Below are 15317 nucleotides of genomic sequence, written 5' to 3'. Positions count from 1 at the left end.
GAATGGGGGGGTGACCCCACCTCGGACAACACGGCTGGAGAGAGGCCGCAACGCCCTCGGCCCGGCGCTGGAGCTCGTACACACCGGACGGGCGCCCACCCGTGCCGTCCTCACGGCGGAGCTCGGGGTGACACGGGCGACCGCCGGAGCCGTCGCCGCCGAACTGGAGGCGCTGGGCCTGATCACGGTGGACTCACGGCCGGGCGGCGCAGCCGGAGCGCAGGGTAGGCCCTCGCACCGGCTGGCCGTCGACGCCGGGGGACCGGTGGTGCTGGCGGCGCAGGTGCACGCCGACGGCTTCCGGGCCGCGCTGGTCGGGCTCGGCGGCCGCATCGTCGCCACCGCGCCCGGCTGCCAGGACGTGCCGGCCGACCCCGGGCACGTCCTCGCGGCCGTCGTGGAGGCGGGGGCCGGGCTGCTCGCGGAGAGCGGCCGCCGCTGCGTCGGCGCCGGGCTGGCCGTCCCCTCGGCGGTGGCCGAGCCGGAGGGCACCGCCCTCAACCCGCTCCATCTCGCCTGGCCCGTCGGCGCGCCGGTCCGGGAGCTCTTCCGCGAGGCGGTACGGGACGCCGGCATCCTCCCCGGCACCCCCGGCTCTCCCGGAACCCCGGCCGTGTTCGCGGGCAACGATGTCAACCTCGCGGCGCTCGCCGAGCACCGGCACGGCGCCGGCCGCGGTGCGCGCGACCTGCTCGTCGTGGCCACCGGCCACCGCGGCGTCGGCGGTGCGCTCGTCCTCGACGGGCGTCTGCACACCGGGAGTTCCGGCCTCGCCCTGGAGGTCGGGCATCTGACCGTGAACCCGGACGGCCGCCCGTGCCACTGCGGCAACCGCGGCTGCCTCGACGTCGAGGCCGACCCGCTGGCGTTCGTGACCGCCGCCGGGCGGGACCCGGGCCCGGAGGTGTCACTGCTCCAGCGCTCCCGCGATCTGCTCCGTGCCGAGTACGGCGATCCGGCCGTGCGGAGCGCCGCCCATCTGCTCGTCGCCCGTCTCGGTCTCGGACTGGCCGGGCTCGTCAACATCCTCAACCCCGACCGGATCGTGCTCGGCGGCCTCTACCAGGATCTGCTCAAGGCCGACCCGGAACGGCTGCGCGCGGTGGTCGCCGAACGCAGCCTGTGGGGGCGGAGCGGCAGCGTGCCGGTGCTCGAGTGCGAGCTGGCCCACAACAGCCTGGTCGGCGCGGCCGAGCTGGCCTGGCAGCCGGTCCTGGACGACCCGCTGGGCGCCCTCCTCGGCTGAGACGCGGCCCGGTCGGCGAGCCGCGGCCCGGGGACGGCGGCCCGGGGCGGCGCGCTCAGCCCGTGGCGCGGGCACCGGCCGCCGCAGGCTCCCGCGCGGCCGCCGGAGCCTGCGCGAGAGGCGGCGTCCCGGCGGCGCCGGAGGACGGGACGGCGGCCGGTGCCGCCCCGCCGGACCCCTTCGTGCCGGGAGCCGGCGCGGAGGCGGGCAGTGGTGCGCCGGGGCCGGGGGCCACCGGGGCGCGGAGGGAGAACCACACGGACTTGCCGCGGCCGCCCGTCCCTTCGCGCACTCCCCAGCTCTCGCTGAGGGAGGCGACCACGGAGAGCCCCCGGCCGCGGGCGGCGGAGGCGCCGTGCGCACGCGGTACCCGGGGGTCGCTGTCGTGCACCGAGACCGTCAACCGGTCCGGCAGCAGGACGATCTCGACCGTGCAGTTCTTGTCCGGCTCGGCATGGCGGTGGACATTGCTGAGCAGTTCGGTGACTCCGAGCGCCGCCGCGTCGATCAGGGCGTCGAGACGCCAGTAGCGCAGATGCGCCGAGACGATCCTGCGGACCTGGCCGATCCGCGACGGCAGGGCCTGGAGCTCCACCGTGCAGTGCCCGCGTGGCTTGCTGATCACGGCTGCGACTCCCTGCAGAGGTCCGGGGACTGGAACGCATCCAACGGAACGCACCCGGGCGTGGGTGTGACTGCTGTATGTGCCCGGCGGGGGCCGGGGGAAGCGTCACCGCCGGTGAACTCTCCGTAACGTCCCACCAGCCTGGCCCCGGGCCCGCTCGGCCGCAACTCGCGCCCCGCCCGTCACTCGCGGGCGGCGTCTCCTCCGGCCGTGCGGACCGCGTCGAAGAACCGTCTCGCCGAGGGCGGCCCGTCCTCACCGGGCTCCGGGTCGCGCGCTCCCAGCTTGAGCCGGTAGCGATGGCCGTTGACCGTGGCCAGCGCCTCGTCACCGCCCGCGAACCAGGGTTTCTCGGCCCGCACCAGATGGACCGGCGCGCTGTCGATCTCCGTGCCCTGGCTGTTCATCAGCGTCAGCTTGCCGTCCCGGATCTGCACCTGTCCCGCCCGGGTCAGGGAACGCAGCCGGTGCCCGATGCCCACCCGCTCCGCCTTGAACTGCGGCTCCGCCATCCGTACCGCCCCCTCGGGATCCCGGCGGGGCTTATCCGTCCGCCCCGCTCGATTGCCGCCCTGCCGGTCAGTGTGCCCGCGACCGGCCCCGTACACCAGCCCCGGCCTATGATCGAGCCGACCCGGCGGCGGCACGCCCGGGGTCCGGTACGTGATCGCGAGGAGCGGCGCTGGTGAGCACCACGGAGCAGGAACCGGCCGGCTGTCCGGCCGCCACCCTCGACACCGACCGCAGCGACCCGGGATACCGGGCCTGGCTGAACGACGCCGTCCGGAAGGTCCAGGCCGACGCCAACCGATCGGCCGACACCCATCTGCTGCGCTTCCCGCTGCCCGCCGACTGGGGCATCGACCTGTACCTCAAGGACGAGTCCACCCATCCGACCGGCAGTCTCAAACACCGGCTGGCACGGTCGCTCTTCCTCTACGGGCTGTGCAACGGGTGGATCCGGCCGGGCAAACCCGTCATCGAGGCGTCGAGCGGCTCCACCGCCGTCTCCGAGGCGTACTTCGCCCAGCTGATCGGCGTCCCCTTCATCGCGGTGATGCCCCGCACCACGAGCCGGGAGAAGATGCGGCTCATCGAGTTCCAGGGCGGCCGGTGCCATCTGGTGGACGATCCGCGGACGGTGTACGAGGTCTCGGCCGCGCTCGCCGCCGAGTCCGGGGGCCACTACATGGACCAGTTCACCTACGCGGAGCGGGCCACCGACTGGCGCGGCAACAACAACATCGCCGAATCGGTCTACGAGCAGCTCCGCATGGAGCGCTACCCCGAGCCCGCCTGGATCGTCGCCACCGCCGGCACGGGCGGCACCTCCGCGACCATCGCCCGGTACATCCACTACATGCAGTACGACACCCGCGTCTGCGTCCCCGACCCGGAGAACTCCTGCTTCTTCGAGGGCTGGACGACCGGCGACACGGACGCCCGCTGCGACAGCGCCTCCCGTATCGAGGGCATCGGCCGCCCCCGGATGGAACCCAGCTTCGTGCCCGGAGCGATCGACCGGATGATGAAGGTCCCGGACGCCGCCAGCGTCGCCGCCGTACGGGCGCTGGAGCGCGCCATCGGCCGCAAAGCGGGCGGCTCCACCGGTACCGGGCTGTGGAGCGCCCTGAAGATCGTCGCCGAGATGGCCGCCGCCGGGGAGCGGGGCAGCGTCGTGACCCTCATCTGTGACGCGGGCGACCGCTATCTCGACAAGTACTACTCCGACGCCTGGCTGGCCGAACAGGGCCTGGACATCGCCCCGTACAGCGACGCGATCACCACCCTGCTCGCCACCGGCGAGTGGCGGGGCCGCTGACGCCACGCCCGCGCCCGGCACGGCCCCGCCACCGCCGGGGCCCGCGGTCAGCCGTCCGCGGCGCGCTCGTCCTCGCCGTCGCCCCCACCCGCGACGATCAGTTCCGGCAGCCGCTCGGCGATCTCCGCCCGGGCGGCCGGAGACAGGCCCCGGTCCGTCACCAGGACGTCCACCTCCTCCAGCGAGGCGAACGAACCGAGCCCCACGGTGCCCCACTTGGTGTGGTCCGCGACCACCACCACCCGCCGTGCCGAACGGACCAGCCGCCGGTTGGTCTCCGCCTCGGCGAGATTGGGCGTGGACAGTCCGGCCTCCGCCGAGATGCCGTGCACGCCCAGGAAGAGCAGGTCGAAGTGGAGGGAGCGGATGGCCTGGTCGGCCACCGGTCCGACCAGCGAGTCCGAGGGGGTGCGCACCCCGCCCGTCAGCACCACCGTGGCCGGTGCCTGCCGGGGCGCGCCGGGCCGCGCCGGCGGGGCCGTGCCCCGGGCGGCGTGGAAGACGTCGGCCACCCGCACCGAGTTCGTCACCACCGTCAGATCCGGGATGTCCAGCAGCCGGCGGGCCAGCGCGAACGTCGTCGTCCCGCCGGACAGCGCGACGGCGCTGCCGGGGGCCACCAGGGCCGCCGCGGCGCGGGCGATCTCCTCCTTGGCGGTGGGCTCCAGCGTGGACTTCGCCTCGAAGCCCGGCTCGTGCGAACTGGCCTCCGCGACCGGCACCGCCCCGCCGTGCACCTTCTCCACCATGCCCTGCCGGGCGAGCGCGTCCAGATCGCGGCGGATGGTCATGTCCGACACGTTGAGCCGCCGGGTCAGCTCATTGACCCGCACCCCGCCCCGCCGCCTGACCTCGTCGAAGATCAGTGCCCGCCGCTGCTCCGCCAGCAGGTTCTGGCTCTCGCTCATTCAGCCCCCGTCCCTCGTCGGCGGGCGGATGCCCGGCCGCCCGTCGCGCGGGCCATCCTCCCACGGCGGGCGGCCCGGCGCCGTGCCGAGCGCCGCCCGCATCCTGTGGCCGGAGCGTGTGCGTCCGATCACGATCCGGCCTCACCTCCGCCGCGCCGCCCCCGAACTCCCGCCGCCGGGCGGGATCCTGGTGCGCGCAGCGGACGATCGGGAGATCACCATGGCGGTCACACATCCGGACTCGGCCGGACCGGGGGGCCGGGACGGCACACCGGCGAACGAGGAGGGCGGGCACGGGGAGAACGGCGGACTCGCCCTGGAACTCCTCGTGCACGGCGTCGGCGGCGCCACACCGCAGGAGGTGCTGGACGACCCGCGCACCGTACGCGTCACGGGTGACGACACCGCGGGCATCCACCGGCGGGCCGACGACGCCGGGGCCGAGCGGCAGCCCGGGCGCCACGGCGGCGAGCCGGTCCCGGAGGCGTACTGCTGGGGCGGGCTCACCTCCGGCAACGGCGCCCGCGCGCTGTGGCTGCTGTTACTGCCCTTCATGGTCGTCAACCTGGCGCACTGGATGCGCCCGTCCGCCACCGGCAGCCGGACACTGATCCGCGTCTACGGACTGCTGGTCCGCCTGGTCGCCCTCAGCCTGACCGTGCTGCTGACCGCCGCGGCCTGCGAGGTCGCCCTCGACCTGGTGGCCTGGCAGTGCGCCGGCTCAAGGGCCTGCGCGGAGAGCCGGACCTGGCTGGGCTTCCTCTCGCCCGAGCACGGCGGCTGGTGGAGCCAGCCCGGCCGCCGCCTGGCGCTCGCCGCGCTCGTCCCCGCCGCGCTGACCGGGCTGCTGTGGTGGCTCTCCCACCACACCTGGAGCGCCTACGAGTCCGCGCCCCCGCCGGTGCACGAGCCCCTGCGGGAGGGCGACCCCGGAACGGCCCATCAGCCCGCGCTGCGCCTGCCCGGCTTCTGGTACGGCCGCCGCCTGGTGGCCCGGCTGCGCGCCGCGCACACCGCCGCGGGCTTCCTGACCGTGGCCGCCGCGCTCGCCGCGGCCGCCACCCGGTACGACCGCAAACCCGGCGGCAGCTTCTGGCTCGACCTCTTCGGCTGGTGCCTGGAGGTGTCGCTGGTGCTCGCCGGCCTCTTCGTCCTCTGGGTGGTGAGTTCCCGGGGACGCACCGAGTCCGTCCCCGACGACCGGCTGGACCGCGCCGTCGTGCGCTTCCTGCCCGGCACCGCACTCGGACTGCTGGTGCTGGCCGCCGTGCACGCGGCCTGGTCGCGGCCCGGCTGGCGGTCGGGCGGCCTGCTGCCCGGCGACGAGACCTTCGGCGTCATCGCCCTCGGCCAGGGAGCCCTGGTGCTCGCCGCGGCCTGGGCCGGCCACCGGCTCCACCGCACCGAACCGGACAGCCGTTCGGCCCTGCACGGCTTCCGCGGAGCAGCCGTGGCCGTGTTCGCCTGTGCGCTGGGCGGCGTGATGTCCGGCGGCGTCGCCCAGCGGGTCGCCGACTGGCTGGACGGGCCCGGCACCCCGGGGATGAGCGACGGCTACATCACCGGGCCGCCGGCCGTGCTGTCCTGGAACGCGGCCGTGATCCCCCCGCTGCTGGCCGTCCTCGTCGTGATCGCCGCCTACTTCGCCGGCCAGACGTGGCGGGTGCGGCGCGAGCAGATCGACGTGGTCCGCGCGAGCCACCCGGGGGAGCCGGAGGACACGGCGCGCACCCGCAGGATCGCCGGCGTCACGGCCACCGCGCGGCTCACCGACTGCGCCCCCTGGTTCATCGGTGCCACCGCCGTGGTCACCCTGCTGCTGGGCGGGGTGGCGGTCGCCGGGGCGTGGAGTACCGGAGAGGTGCCCGGCCGGGCCGCCGACGGCGCGCCCGGCGTGATCGAGGCGGTCGCGCAGACCTCGCAGGCGCTCGGCTCCTGGCTGATGGGCCTGGGTTTCCTGCTCTTCCTCGCCGGCGGCCGCCGCGCCTACCGCGACGCCGCGGTCCGCCGCACCATCGGCATCCTCTGGGACGTCGGCACCTTCTGGCCGCGCGCCGCGCACCCCTTCGCGCCCCCCTGCTACGCCGAGCGCGCCGTCCCCGACCTGACCTGGCGGATGGAGACCTGGACCGGGAGCACCGGCGGACGGATCGTCCTCTCCGGCCACTCCCAGGGCAGTGTGCTGGCGGCCGCCGCGGTCTGGCAGCTCAGCCCGCGGGCCCGCCGCCGGGTCGCGCTGCTCACCTACGGCTCCCCGCTGGAGCGGCTCTACGGACGCTGGTTCCCCGCCTATTTCGGGCCCGGACCGCTGCACGCCCTGCACCACGAGGTCCACTGCTGGCGCAATCTGTGGCGGGAGACCGACCCGATCGGCGGGCCCGTCAACCTCCCCGGCCCCGCCTGTGCCGATGACCCGCCGGGGCCGGACGTGGACCGCGGCCCGCTGGGGGACCCGCTCGCCTACGGCCGCACCCCCGAACACCCGCTCCCCGCGCCGATCCTTGGCCACTTCGAATACCAGGCCGACCCGGTCTTCGCCGAGGAGCGGGCGGCGCTGCTGGACCGGCTCCCGGACGTGCCGAAACCGCGTGCGGCCGGAGCGGCACCGGGCGGCTGAACGGGGCCGCGCGGGCGGCGTGTTCCCGGGAACGGGCGGGGAAGGAGACGGTGCCCCGGCGCTCAGCCGGGGTCCGGGAGGTCCTCCGGGTACAGCAGCGTCAGCTCGTCGGTGGTCGGCGCGGACAGCTGGGCGACGCGGCCCGCGTGGCGCTCGACCATCGCCTCGAACGTCTGCCGCGCCGTGCGCCCGTTGCCGAACGCGGGGCCCTTGGGAAGCACGGTGAAGTACTTGAGCAGGGCCTCGGCCGCGCCCTCGCCGATCCGGTACTCGTGCTCCTCCGCCTGCTGCTCCACGATCCGGAGCAGCTCCTCGGGCGCGTAGTCCCCGAAGGTGATGGTCCGCGAGAAGCGGGAGGCCACCCCGGGGTTGACGGTGAGGAAGCGCTCCATCTCGGCGGTGTAGCCGGCGACGATGACCACGACGGATTCCCGGTGGTCCTCCATCAGCTTCACCAGGGTGTCGATGGCCTCGCGGCCGAAGTCGCGCCCCGAGTCCTCCGGGGACAGCGCGTAGGCCTCGTCGATGAACAGCACGCCGCCGCGCGCCCGTTCGAAGGCTTCCTGGGTGCGGATGGCCGTGGAGCCGATGTGCTCGCCGACCAGGTCCACCCGGGACACCTCGACGAGGTGGCCGCGCTCCAGCACCCCGAGGGAGTGCAGGATCTCGCCGTAGAGACGGGCGACGGTCGTCTTGCCGGTGCCGGGGGAGCCGGTGAAGACCAGATGACGCCGGACGGAGGCCGCCTTGAGCCCGGCCTCCTGGCGCCGCCGGCCGACCTCGATCATGTCGGTGAGGGCGCGCACCTCGCGCTTGACGCTCTCCAGGCCGACCAGGGCGTCGAGTTCGCCGAGCACCTCGTCCGCCGGCCGGGCGTCCGGGGCGGCCGCCGCCGGTGCCGCCGGCTCGACGGCGGGGACCGCCGGGACGGTGGCCGGGCGCCGCTCGGGCACCGGGCCCAGCAGGCCCGCGGACAGGTCCGCCGCCCCCACCGCCGGCGCCGTCCCGGTCGCCGAGGCCGTCGGCGCGGCGGGCGGGACCGCGCTCTCGTCGCTGGTGCAGTCCTCGCTGGCCGGGCCCGCCTCGGCGAACTCGTAGCCGCCGCGGGCGCAGCGCTCGGTGCGGCAGCGGGTGAGCGTCGTCCGGCAGCCGTCGATGACGTGGAAGCCGTAGCCGCCGCTGCCGGTGACCCGGCACGAGGTGAACGTGCCGCGGCCCTCCGCGGAGACGTAGAAGCCGGCCTCCGCGGGGGAGTTGACCGTGGTGCGCTCGACGGTGGGGTCGGCGCCCTTGGTGACGATGACGCCGGTGGCGGTGGAGTCGACGGTGCAGCCGGAGAGCACGCCGCCCGTGCCGTGGTCGCGGAACCAGGCGCCGGTGGCGGCCTCCCGGATGCGGCAGTCGTCGAGCTGCACGGTGGCCCCGTCGCTCACGGAGACGGCCGTGTTGCGCACCTGGGAGAGGTCGCTGTCCACCACGTCGGCCCGGGAGCCGCGGTCGAGGACGAAGAGCGCGTCGGGCACGTCGTGCAGCCGGCAGGACTCCAGGACCACGGCGGCGCCGTCGCTGACCCACACCGCCGGGTAGTCGCCGGTGCTGTCGTGGATCTCGCACTGGTGGGCGTCGACCCGGGTGCCGGGATCCCAGACCGACAGCCCGTTGCGGCCGAAGCGGCGGACCTTGGTGCGGGTGAGGGTGAGGACGGAGCGCGAGCGGAGGTCGACCGCGTTCTCCGGGATGTCGTGGATGTCGCAGTCGGAGAGGGTGAGGGAGGCGTCGGTGTCGAGGGTGACGCCGTCGCCGGAGGTGCGGTGGACCGTGCAGTCGGTGAGGTGGCCGGTGGCCCGGGACGCGATACGCAGGCCGGCGCCCTTGATCTCGTAGACCTCGCAGCCGAAGGCCTCCAGGGAGCTTCCCTCGCCGGTGAGGGAGATGCCGGAGCCGGAGGCGTGGTGGACGCGGCAGCGCTCCAGCCGCGGGTGCGCCCCGTCGTGCACGGAGATCCCGGACTGGCCGGCCGCGACGACCTCGCAGTCCTCGAAGATGCCGCCCGCGCCGCCGAGGACGCTGATGCCGGTGCCGCCGGGGTTGTCGACGGTGCACCGCCGCACGGTGGGCCGGGCGCCGCCGCGGACCTCGATGCCGGCTGCGGAGCGGGTGGCCACCCGGACGCCGGTGATCTCGGCGGTGCCGTCCTCCACGAGCAGCGCGGGGGCGGAGGAGTCCTGGCCCTCCAGGTGCAGGTCGTGCAGCCCCGCGGAGGCGCGGACGGTCAGCGCCACTCCGTCGATCGGGGCGATCCGCACCGAGCCGCGTCCGCCGCCCGGGCCGCGGAGTGTGACCGCGTGCTCGACGACGAGGTTCTCCCGGTAGGTGCCGGGGGCTATGGAGAGCACGTCGCCGTCCCCGGCGGCCTCCAGGGCCGCGGCGAGGGAGGCGTACTCGCCCGTCCGGCGCCGCCACCGCGACGTGCCGGTGTACGTCACCTGGACCGTGCCCTGTGGTGCCATGCTGCTGCCGTGCCCCCACCTCGTGCGTGCGTGTGTTCGCCGGTTCCGGCTGTGTGTTCCGGCGACCCACCGTAGCGTGCGCGGGAGGCGGGAGTTGACCGGTCAGGGGTTGTGCGCGGGACCGGGCCCGGCGGGCGGGCGCGCGGCGGCTGTGCCGCTCACCGGGGGTGCCGGGCGACGACCTGCACCGGGTCGCCCAGCCGGAGCGTGCCGGTCCCCTCGGGGATCAGATTCTGGCCGAAGAGCAGCCGGCCGCCGGCGTTCCGCTTCCGCGCGAGGGTGTGCAGGGGCTCCTTGCCGCGCTCGGCGGTCCGCTGGTCCGTGGTCGTGATCACGCAGCGGGCGCAGGTCTTGACGACCCGGAACACCACCCCGCCGATCCGCACCGCGGCCCAGTGGTCCTCCTCCCACGGCTCGGTGCCGCCGATGACGACGTTCGGCCGGAAACGGTTCATGGGCAGCGGTCCCTCGTGGGCGTGATCCCCCTCCGCTATCCAGGAGTTGAGCGCGCCGAGCGACGCCGCGGTGGTCAGCAGCAGCGGAAAGCCGTCGGCGAAGCCGACCGTCTCCCCGGGCCGTCCGTACGCCGGGTCGACCGGCCGGCGGTGCGCCGGATCGTCCAGGTACACCAGCTGGGTCACGGCGCCCAGATGGGCGCTGAACCAGGCATCGGCCGCCGGACCGGCGGGCACCGCCTCGACCTTGTCCCGGAAGATCTTCACGGGCACGGTCGGGCCGGGGCCCGGCACTCCGGCGCGCAGCGGCTCCCGGCCCGGCGCCGTGACCTCGATGCCGCCGTCCCGCAGGGGCACCGCACGGAGGCGTGCGAGCCCCGGAACGCCGCGCTGGGTGAGCATGGTGCCGTCCGCGCCGGTCAGCATCCATCTGCGGTCCCCGGCGAGCCCCCACGGCTCGACCACCGCCTCGTCAGGGGCGTGGCCCCCGAGCGACTTGACGGGATGGACGTGCAGCGCGAGGAGAGACGGGGTCGCCATGGGGAGCAGTGTGCCACCGGGCCGTGCCGCGCCGGCCGGTCGCCCGGACACCGCGGCCGGTCCCGTCAGTAGCCGCGGCCCTGGTAGTACGGGCGCTGCTGGCCGTACGGATCCTCGTACGGGCCGGGCGCCGGGCGCGGGGCCGCCGGACGCGGGGCGGCCGGGCGGGGAGTCGCCGGGCGCATCGCGTCGTAGCCGGTGCCGCCGCCCGCCTGGCCGCCCTGGTACTGCTGCGGACCGGGGTAGCCCCGCGGGGGGCCGGCCTGCTGCGGGATGTGCGGCGCGGGAGCGTGCTGGAGCGGCGCGTGCTGCTGCGGCCCCGGGTAGCCGTATCCGTATCCCTGCGACGGCTGGGACGGGGCGGCCGGCAGCGCGGGGAGAGCCGACGGCAGCGCGGGCAGATTGCTGCCGGTGTCGTATGCCGCCGGCACACGGATCGGCGCGATCTGCGGGGTACCACGTTCTGCGACGAGGCTGTCGTAGATCGGGGTGTCGGGGAAGGCGGACGCGGAGTAGTAACCGCCGCCATAGGTGGAGCGGGGGGAGGTCATGCTGAATAAGTTAAGCCCATGATGTGCCTATTGGGGAGAGCAGTAAGGGGGTTGTTTCGCGAGTTCGGAGCGGCTGTGGAGCAGCAAGGGGACGGAACCGGACGAATGCCTCCGCCTGGCCGCTCCCACCCGGTGAAATCCGGGTTCCGAACCGGTGACGGAGAGGTGATCGGGGGCCTCCCCGGGGGCGTTGCGGTACCGCATCGCGGCGCCCGGTCATAGGTTGTTCCCGGACGAAGTCGTGCCGCGGACGCGGCCCGGCAGGACAGATCCGAGAGATCGAGGGGGAGAGGCATGACGATGCGCAAGGGCACCAATGTCCCGGTTCCGGCGCCGGCGGTGCGGGTGGAGCTGGGCTGGCGCACGGGCCCGGGCGTGCCGGACGCGGACGCCTCGGCCCTGCTGCTCCAGGCGTCCGGGAAGGTCCGCTCCGACGCGGACTTCGTCTTCTACAACCAGCCGGCGCACACCTCCGGGGCCGTGCGGCACACCGGCAAGCGCACCTCCGGGGATCTGGTCACCGACACCCTGGAGGTCGATCTCGCACGCACCGAGCCGGCCGTGGAGACCGTCGTCCTCGCCGCCTCCGCGGACGGCGGCGCCTTCGGGCAGGTCCCCGGCCTCCACATCCGGGTGCTCGACGCGGCGAACGGCGCGGAGCTGGCCCGTTTCGACAGCGAGGACGCCACCGTCGAGACCGCCTTCGTGCTCGGGGAGCTCTACCGCCGCCAGGGCGCCTGGAAGTTCCGTGCCGTCGGGCAGGGATACGGCTCCGGACTGGAAGGGCTGGCCACCGACTTCGGTATCAGCGTGGACGAGCCCGCCGCACCGGCCGCTCCCGCCGCCGCGGCCCCCGCCGCGCCGCCCGTACCGCCTCCGGCGCCGCCCGCCCCGGCCCCGGCCGCCCCGCTCGGCGCGCCGGTGCACACCCCGGCGCCCGCCCAGCCGCCCGCGCCCCCGGCCGCACCGGCCGCGCCGGTCAGCCTTTCCAAGGTGACGCTCACCAAGGCCGCCCCCACCGTCTCGCTCAGCAAGCAGGGCGGCACCTCCGGCGCCCTGCGCGTCAACCTCAACTGGGAGACGCGCAAGCAGTTCAAGGGCTGGGGCAGCAAACTGGGCCGGGCCATGGCGATGCACGCCGACCTGGACCTCGACCTGTGCGCGCTCTTCGAACTCCGCGACGGCAGCAAGGGCGTCGTCCAGGCCCTCGGCAACGCGTACGGCTCGCTGCACCGGCCGCCCTTCATCCACCTGGACGGTGACGACCGCACCGGCGCGAGGGCCGCCGGCGAGAACCTCACCATCAACCTCGACCACAAGAGCGACTTCCGCCGCATCCTGATCTTCGTCACCATCTACGAGGGCGCCCGCAGCTTCGCCGACCTGCACGCGACGGTCACCCTTCAGCCGCAGCACGGCGCCCCGGTGGACTTCTCCCTCGACGAGTGCACCGTGCCCTCCACCGTCGCCGCCCTGGCCCTGCTCACCAACGAGGGCGGTGACCTGGTGGTGCGGCGCGAGGCCCGCTATCTCGTGCCGGAGCGGGGCGTCAGCCCCCAGCGCACCGTTGACTACGCCTACGGCTGGGGCATGAACTGGACCCCCGGCCGCAAGTGACGGCCCGGCAGCCGCTCCCCGGCTCCGGCCGCCGCCCCCTTCCTCACGGCCCGGCACCCTCCTCGGCGGTGCCGGGCCGCGGCGCGTACACCCGCCCCTTCCAGACCGCCCCCCGGCCCCGCGCGTGCCGCACCGCCGAGTCGACGGTCATCGCCAGGTAGAGCCCCGCCGTGAACGGCAGCAGCAGCGACGCCTGCGGCGGCAGCCCGTAGTAGCGCAGCATCGGCAGATACGTCCCCGCCATCACCGCCCACGCCAGACCGCCCGCCAGCGCCGCCCCCGGGGCCCCGCCCGCCAGGCCCGCCAGCAGCGCGACCGGCGGCACCGCGTAGACCAGCAGCAGCCCGAGCACCGTCAGCGCCAGGAGCAGCGGGCTGTACCGCAGTTGCGTGTACGCGCTGCGGGCCACCATCTCCCAGATGTCCCGCAGCCGCGGAGACGCCCGCACGCTGCGCACCCGGTCGGCCAGCCCCAGCCAGATCCGCCCGCCGCCGTCCCGCACGGCCCGCGCCAGGGCGACGTCGTCGATGACCGCGTCGCGCACCGCCTCCGGATAGCCGGCCCGCTCGGCGGCGTCGTCGCGGAGCAGCATGCAGCCGCCGGCGGCCGCGACCGTGCGGGAGCCCGGCCGGTTGACCCGGCGGAAGGGGTAGAGCTGCGCGAAGAAGTGGACGAAGGCCGGGACGGTCAGCCGCTCCCAGGGGGTCACGGTCCGCAGCCGCGCCATGAGGGAGAGCAGATCGAGACGCGAGTGACTCGCGGCGCTCACCAGCTCGCGCAGACTGTCGCGGTGATGGGTGATGTCCGCGTCGGTCAGCAGCAGGTACTCCAGCTCCGGCATACGGGACCGGGCCGCCGTGATCCCGTGCCGCACCGCCCACATCTTCCCCGTCCAGCCCGGCTCCGGCTCACCGGGGGAGATGACCGTCAGCGGCAGACCGCCCCGGCGCACGGAGAGCGGGGGGCGGGCGGCCAGTGCCCGCGCGAGGTCCCCGGTGCTGTCGGTACTGCCGTCGTCCACCAGGAAGATCTCGGCGTGCCCCGGATAGTCCTGGCCGAGCAGGGAGGGAAGGCTGTCGGGCAGCACGGCGGCCTCGTTCCGCGCCGGTACGACGACGGCCACCGGAGGCCAGCGGGCGGGCTCCCTGCGCTCCGGCAGCCGGACGTCCGTCCGCCAGAAGAACCCCCGGCCCAGCAGGAGCCACCCCCAGGCGGCCAGGGACAGGACGGCGATCGAGGTAAGGAAGGTCACTCCGGGGAGTCTGCCGGACGCGGAGAGTGGTGCCGGTGACATGCCCCCGCGTTTCGGTCCCGGTCATCCGTGTGCCCGGAGCGGCCGGCGCCTCCCGGGCCTTCCCGGGCTCCTTGCGGGGCCCCGGCGCCCATCGCATAAGGTTGCCCGGTGAAGATCGCGCTCTTGGACTCCGGCTTGGGACTGCTGGCGGCCGCGGCCGCGGTGCGCGCACTGCGGCCCGACGCGGCCCTGGTGCTTTCCTCCGACCCCGACGGCATGCCCTGGGGTCCGCGCACCCCCGAGGACCTCACCGACCGCGCCCTCGCCTGCGCGGGAGCGGCGGCCGCCCACCGGCCGGACGCGCTGATCGTCGCCTGCAACACCGCCTCCGTCCACGCCCTGCCCGCGCTCCGGGCCGCACTCGAGCCCGGCCTGCCGGTGATCGGCACCGTACCGGCGATCAAGCCCGCGGCGGCCGGCGGCGGCCCGGTGGCCATCTGGGCCACCCCCGCCACCACCGGCAGCCCGTACCAGCGGCGGCTGATCCGGGACTTCGCGGACGGCGTGGACGTCACCGAAGTGCCCTGCCCCGGGCTCGCGGACGCCGTGGAGCGCGCCGACGAGACGGACATCGACACGGCCCTGGCCGCCGCCGCGGCGCTCACCCCGCCCGACGTCCGGGCCGTCGTCCTGGGCTGCACCCACTACGAACTGGTCGCCGAGCGCATTCTGGCCGCCGTCCGGCGGCCGGACGGGCCGGCGGTCACCCTGTACGGCTCGGCCGGCGCCGTCGCCGCGCAGGCGCTCCGGCGCATCGGCGCGGAGCCCCGGCCGGAGGCCGCCCCGTCGGACGAACTGGTCGTGCTGCAGAACGGCCGGGAGACGGGCCTGCCGGCGTCCGCCCTGGCCTACGCCGAGGGCCGCTCCCTGGGCGCCGTGAGCCCGGCCCGCGGCTGACCCGGCCCCGCGGCCGGCCCGAGAGGCCCCGGCCCGCGGCCGATCCGGGCCCGGCCCGTCCCCCGGGGCTGTACGCCCACCCGGCCGACCGGGCCCGGGCCTCTGCTCTCAGGGATCCGCCCTCCGGCTCGGCCGGCCGGGCCCCGCGCCCGCCCCGGTGGTGACCGGCGCGGGCGCGGAGCCGGTCACCGCGGACGGGGCGCAGCAGCGAGCGCCGGGCCCCCACCGCGGCGGC

The 15317-nt window shown here is 75.4% G+C and carries 12 protein-coding genes; 5 read left to right on the top strand and 7 right to left on the bottom strand.

Annotated features, from left to right (window positions below):
- Positions 1-10: 10 nt before the first annotated feature.
- Entirely contained in the window at positions 11-1246 is a 1236-nt protein-coding gene (locus IF83_RS0112335) for an ROK family protein (RefSeq protein ID WP_030544167.1), read from the top strand.
- A 55-nt stretch (positions 1247-1301) separates the two neighbouring features.
- Here the strand turns inward: IF83_RS0112335 and IF83_RS0112330 are convergent, their stop codons facing one another.
- Together IF83_RS0112330 and IF83_RS0112325 are read right to left on the bottom strand one after the other, a co-directional pair.
- Positions 1302-1871, bottom strand: a complete 570-nt coding sequence (locus tag IF83_RS0112330) for an ATP-binding protein (RefSeq protein WP_037679776.1) — start codon at positions 1869-1871, stop codon at positions 1302-1304.
- Between the two features lie 182 nt (positions 1872-2053).
- Positions 2054-2383 carry a hypothetical protein gene (locus IF83_RS0112325; protein ID WP_030544165.1) on the bottom strand — a complete coding sequence of 110 codons (330 nt, stop codon included), beginning with the start codon at positions 2381-2383 and terminating at the stop codon, positions 2054-2056.
- Positions 2384-2556: 173 nt separating this feature from the next.
- On the opposite strand from IF83_RS0112325, the gene IF83_RS0112320 reads away from it, so the two are divergent.
- Positions 2557-3693: a PLP-dependent cysteine synthase family protein gene (locus IF83_RS0112320; protein WP_030544164.1), complete on the top strand. Its 1137-nt coding sequence runs from the start codon at positions 2557-2559 to the stop codon at positions 3691-3693.
- A gap of 47 nt (positions 3694-3740) precedes the next feature.
- Here IF83_RS0112320 and IF83_RS0112315 read toward each other — a convergent pair whose 3' ends face one another.
- Positions 3741-4601 carry a DeoR/GlpR family DNA-binding transcription regulator gene (locus IF83_RS0112315; RefSeq protein WP_030544163.1) on the bottom strand — a complete coding sequence of 287 codons (861 nt, stop codon included), beginning with the start codon at positions 4599-4601 and terminating at the stop codon, positions 3741-3743.
- Positions 4602-4821: 220 nt separating this feature from the next.
- On the opposite strand from IF83_RS0112315, the gene IF83_RS0112310 reads away from it, so the two are divergent.
- A complete protein-coding gene (locus IF83_RS0112310; RefSeq protein ID WP_037679805.1) occupies positions 4822-7218 on the top strand; it encodes a hypothetical protein in 2397 nt (798 codons plus the stop codon).
- A gap of 62 nt (positions 7219-7280) precedes the next feature.
- Here the strand turns inward: IF83_RS0112310 and IF83_RS0112305 are convergent, their stop codons facing one another.
- From IF83_RS0112305 to IF83_RS0112295, 3 genes are all read right to left on the bottom strand, one after another.
- Positions 7281-9728 (bottom strand): right-handed parallel beta-helix repeat-containing protein, encoded by a 2448-nt coding sequence (locus tag IF83_RS0112305; protein ID WP_030544161.1) that lies wholly within the window; start codon positions 9726-9728, stop codon positions 7281-7283.
- A gap of 158 nt (positions 9729-9886) precedes the next feature.
- A complete protein-coding gene (locus IF83_RS0112300; protein ID WP_030544160.1) occupies positions 9887-10723 on the bottom strand; it encodes an MOSC domain-containing protein in 837 nt (278 codons plus the stop codon).
- 65 nt (positions 10724-10788) lie between these two features.
- Positions 10789-11274, bottom strand: coding sequence for a DUF6643 family protein (locus tag IF83_RS0112295; RefSeq protein ID WP_030544159.1), 486 nt, complete (start codon positions 11272-11274; stop codon positions 10789-10791).
- Between the two features lie 300 nt (positions 11275-11574).
- Between IF83_RS0112295 and IF83_RS0112290 the strand changes: the two genes are divergently transcribed.
- Positions 11575-12891 carry a TerD family protein gene (locus tag IF83_RS0112290; protein WP_030544158.1) on the top strand — a complete coding sequence of 439 codons (1317 nt, stop codon included), beginning with the start codon at positions 11575-11577 and terminating at the stop codon, positions 12889-12891.
- Positions 12892-12934: 43 nt separating this feature from the next.
- On the opposite strand, the gene IF83_RS0112285 is transcribed toward IF83_RS0112290, so the two are convergent.
- Positions 12935-14185, bottom strand: coding sequence for a glycosyltransferase (locus IF83_RS0112285; protein WP_208605873.1), 1251 nt, complete (start codon positions 14183-14185; stop codon positions 12935-12937).
- 108 nt (positions 14186-14293) lie between these two features.
- Between IF83_RS0112285 and IF83_RS0112280 the strand changes: the two genes are divergently transcribed.
- On the top strand, positions 14294-15082 hold the full coding sequence (locus tag IF83_RS0112280; protein ID WP_030544156.1) for a glutamate racemase: 789 nt from the start codon (positions 14294-14296) through the stop codon (positions 15080-15082).
- The last annotated feature ends 235 nt before the right edge of the window (positions 15083-15317 follow it).

Origin of the sequence: Streptomyces albus subsp. albus (assembly GCF_000719865.1) — a bacterium.
In the GTDB taxonomy this organism is placed as follows: Bacteria; Actinomycetota; Actinomycetes; order Streptomycetales; family Streptomycetaceae; genus Streptomyces; species Streptomyces albus_E.
The sequence above is the reverse complement of the archived record's forward strand: the minus strand, read 5'-3'. Positions and strand labels throughout refer to the sequence as shown.

What these genes read in the sequence shown, in the direction of transcription:
- IF83_RS0112310 (WP_037679805.1), top strand. Translation starts at nt 4,822, where the DNA reads ATGGCGGTCACACATCCGGACTCGGCCGGACCGGGGGGCCGGGACGGC.
- IF83_RS0112290 (WP_030544158.1), top strand. Translation starts at nt 11,575, where the DNA reads ATGCGCAAGGGCACCAATGTCCCGGTTCCGGCGCCGGCGGTGCGGGTG.
- IF83_RS0112305 (WP_030544161.1), bottom strand. Translation starts at nt 9,728, where the DNA reads ATGGCACCACAGGGCACGGTCCAGGTGACGTACACCGGCACGTCGCGG.
- IF83_RS0112300 (WP_030544160.1), bottom strand. Translation starts at nt 10,723, where the DNA reads ATGGCGACCCCGTCTCTCCTCGCGCTGCACGTCCATCCCGTCAAGTCG.
- IF83_RS0112315 (WP_030544163.1), bottom strand. Translation starts at nt 4,601, where the DNA reads ATGAGCGAGAGCCAGAACCTGCTGGCGGAGCAGCGGCGGGCACTGATC.
- IF83_RS0112295 (WP_030544159.1), bottom strand. Translation starts at nt 11,274, where the DNA reads ATGACCTCCCCCCGCTCCACCTATGGCGGCGGTTACTACTCCGCGTCC.
- IF83_RS0112285 (WP_208605873.1), bottom strand. Translation starts at nt 14,185, where the DNA reads ATGTCACCGGCACCACTCTCCGCGTCCGGCAGACTCCCCGGAGTGACC.
- IF83_RS0112325 (WP_030544165.1), bottom strand. Translation starts at nt 2,383, where the DNA reads ATGGCGGAGCCGCAGTTCAAGGCGGAGCGGGTGGGCATCGGGCACCGG.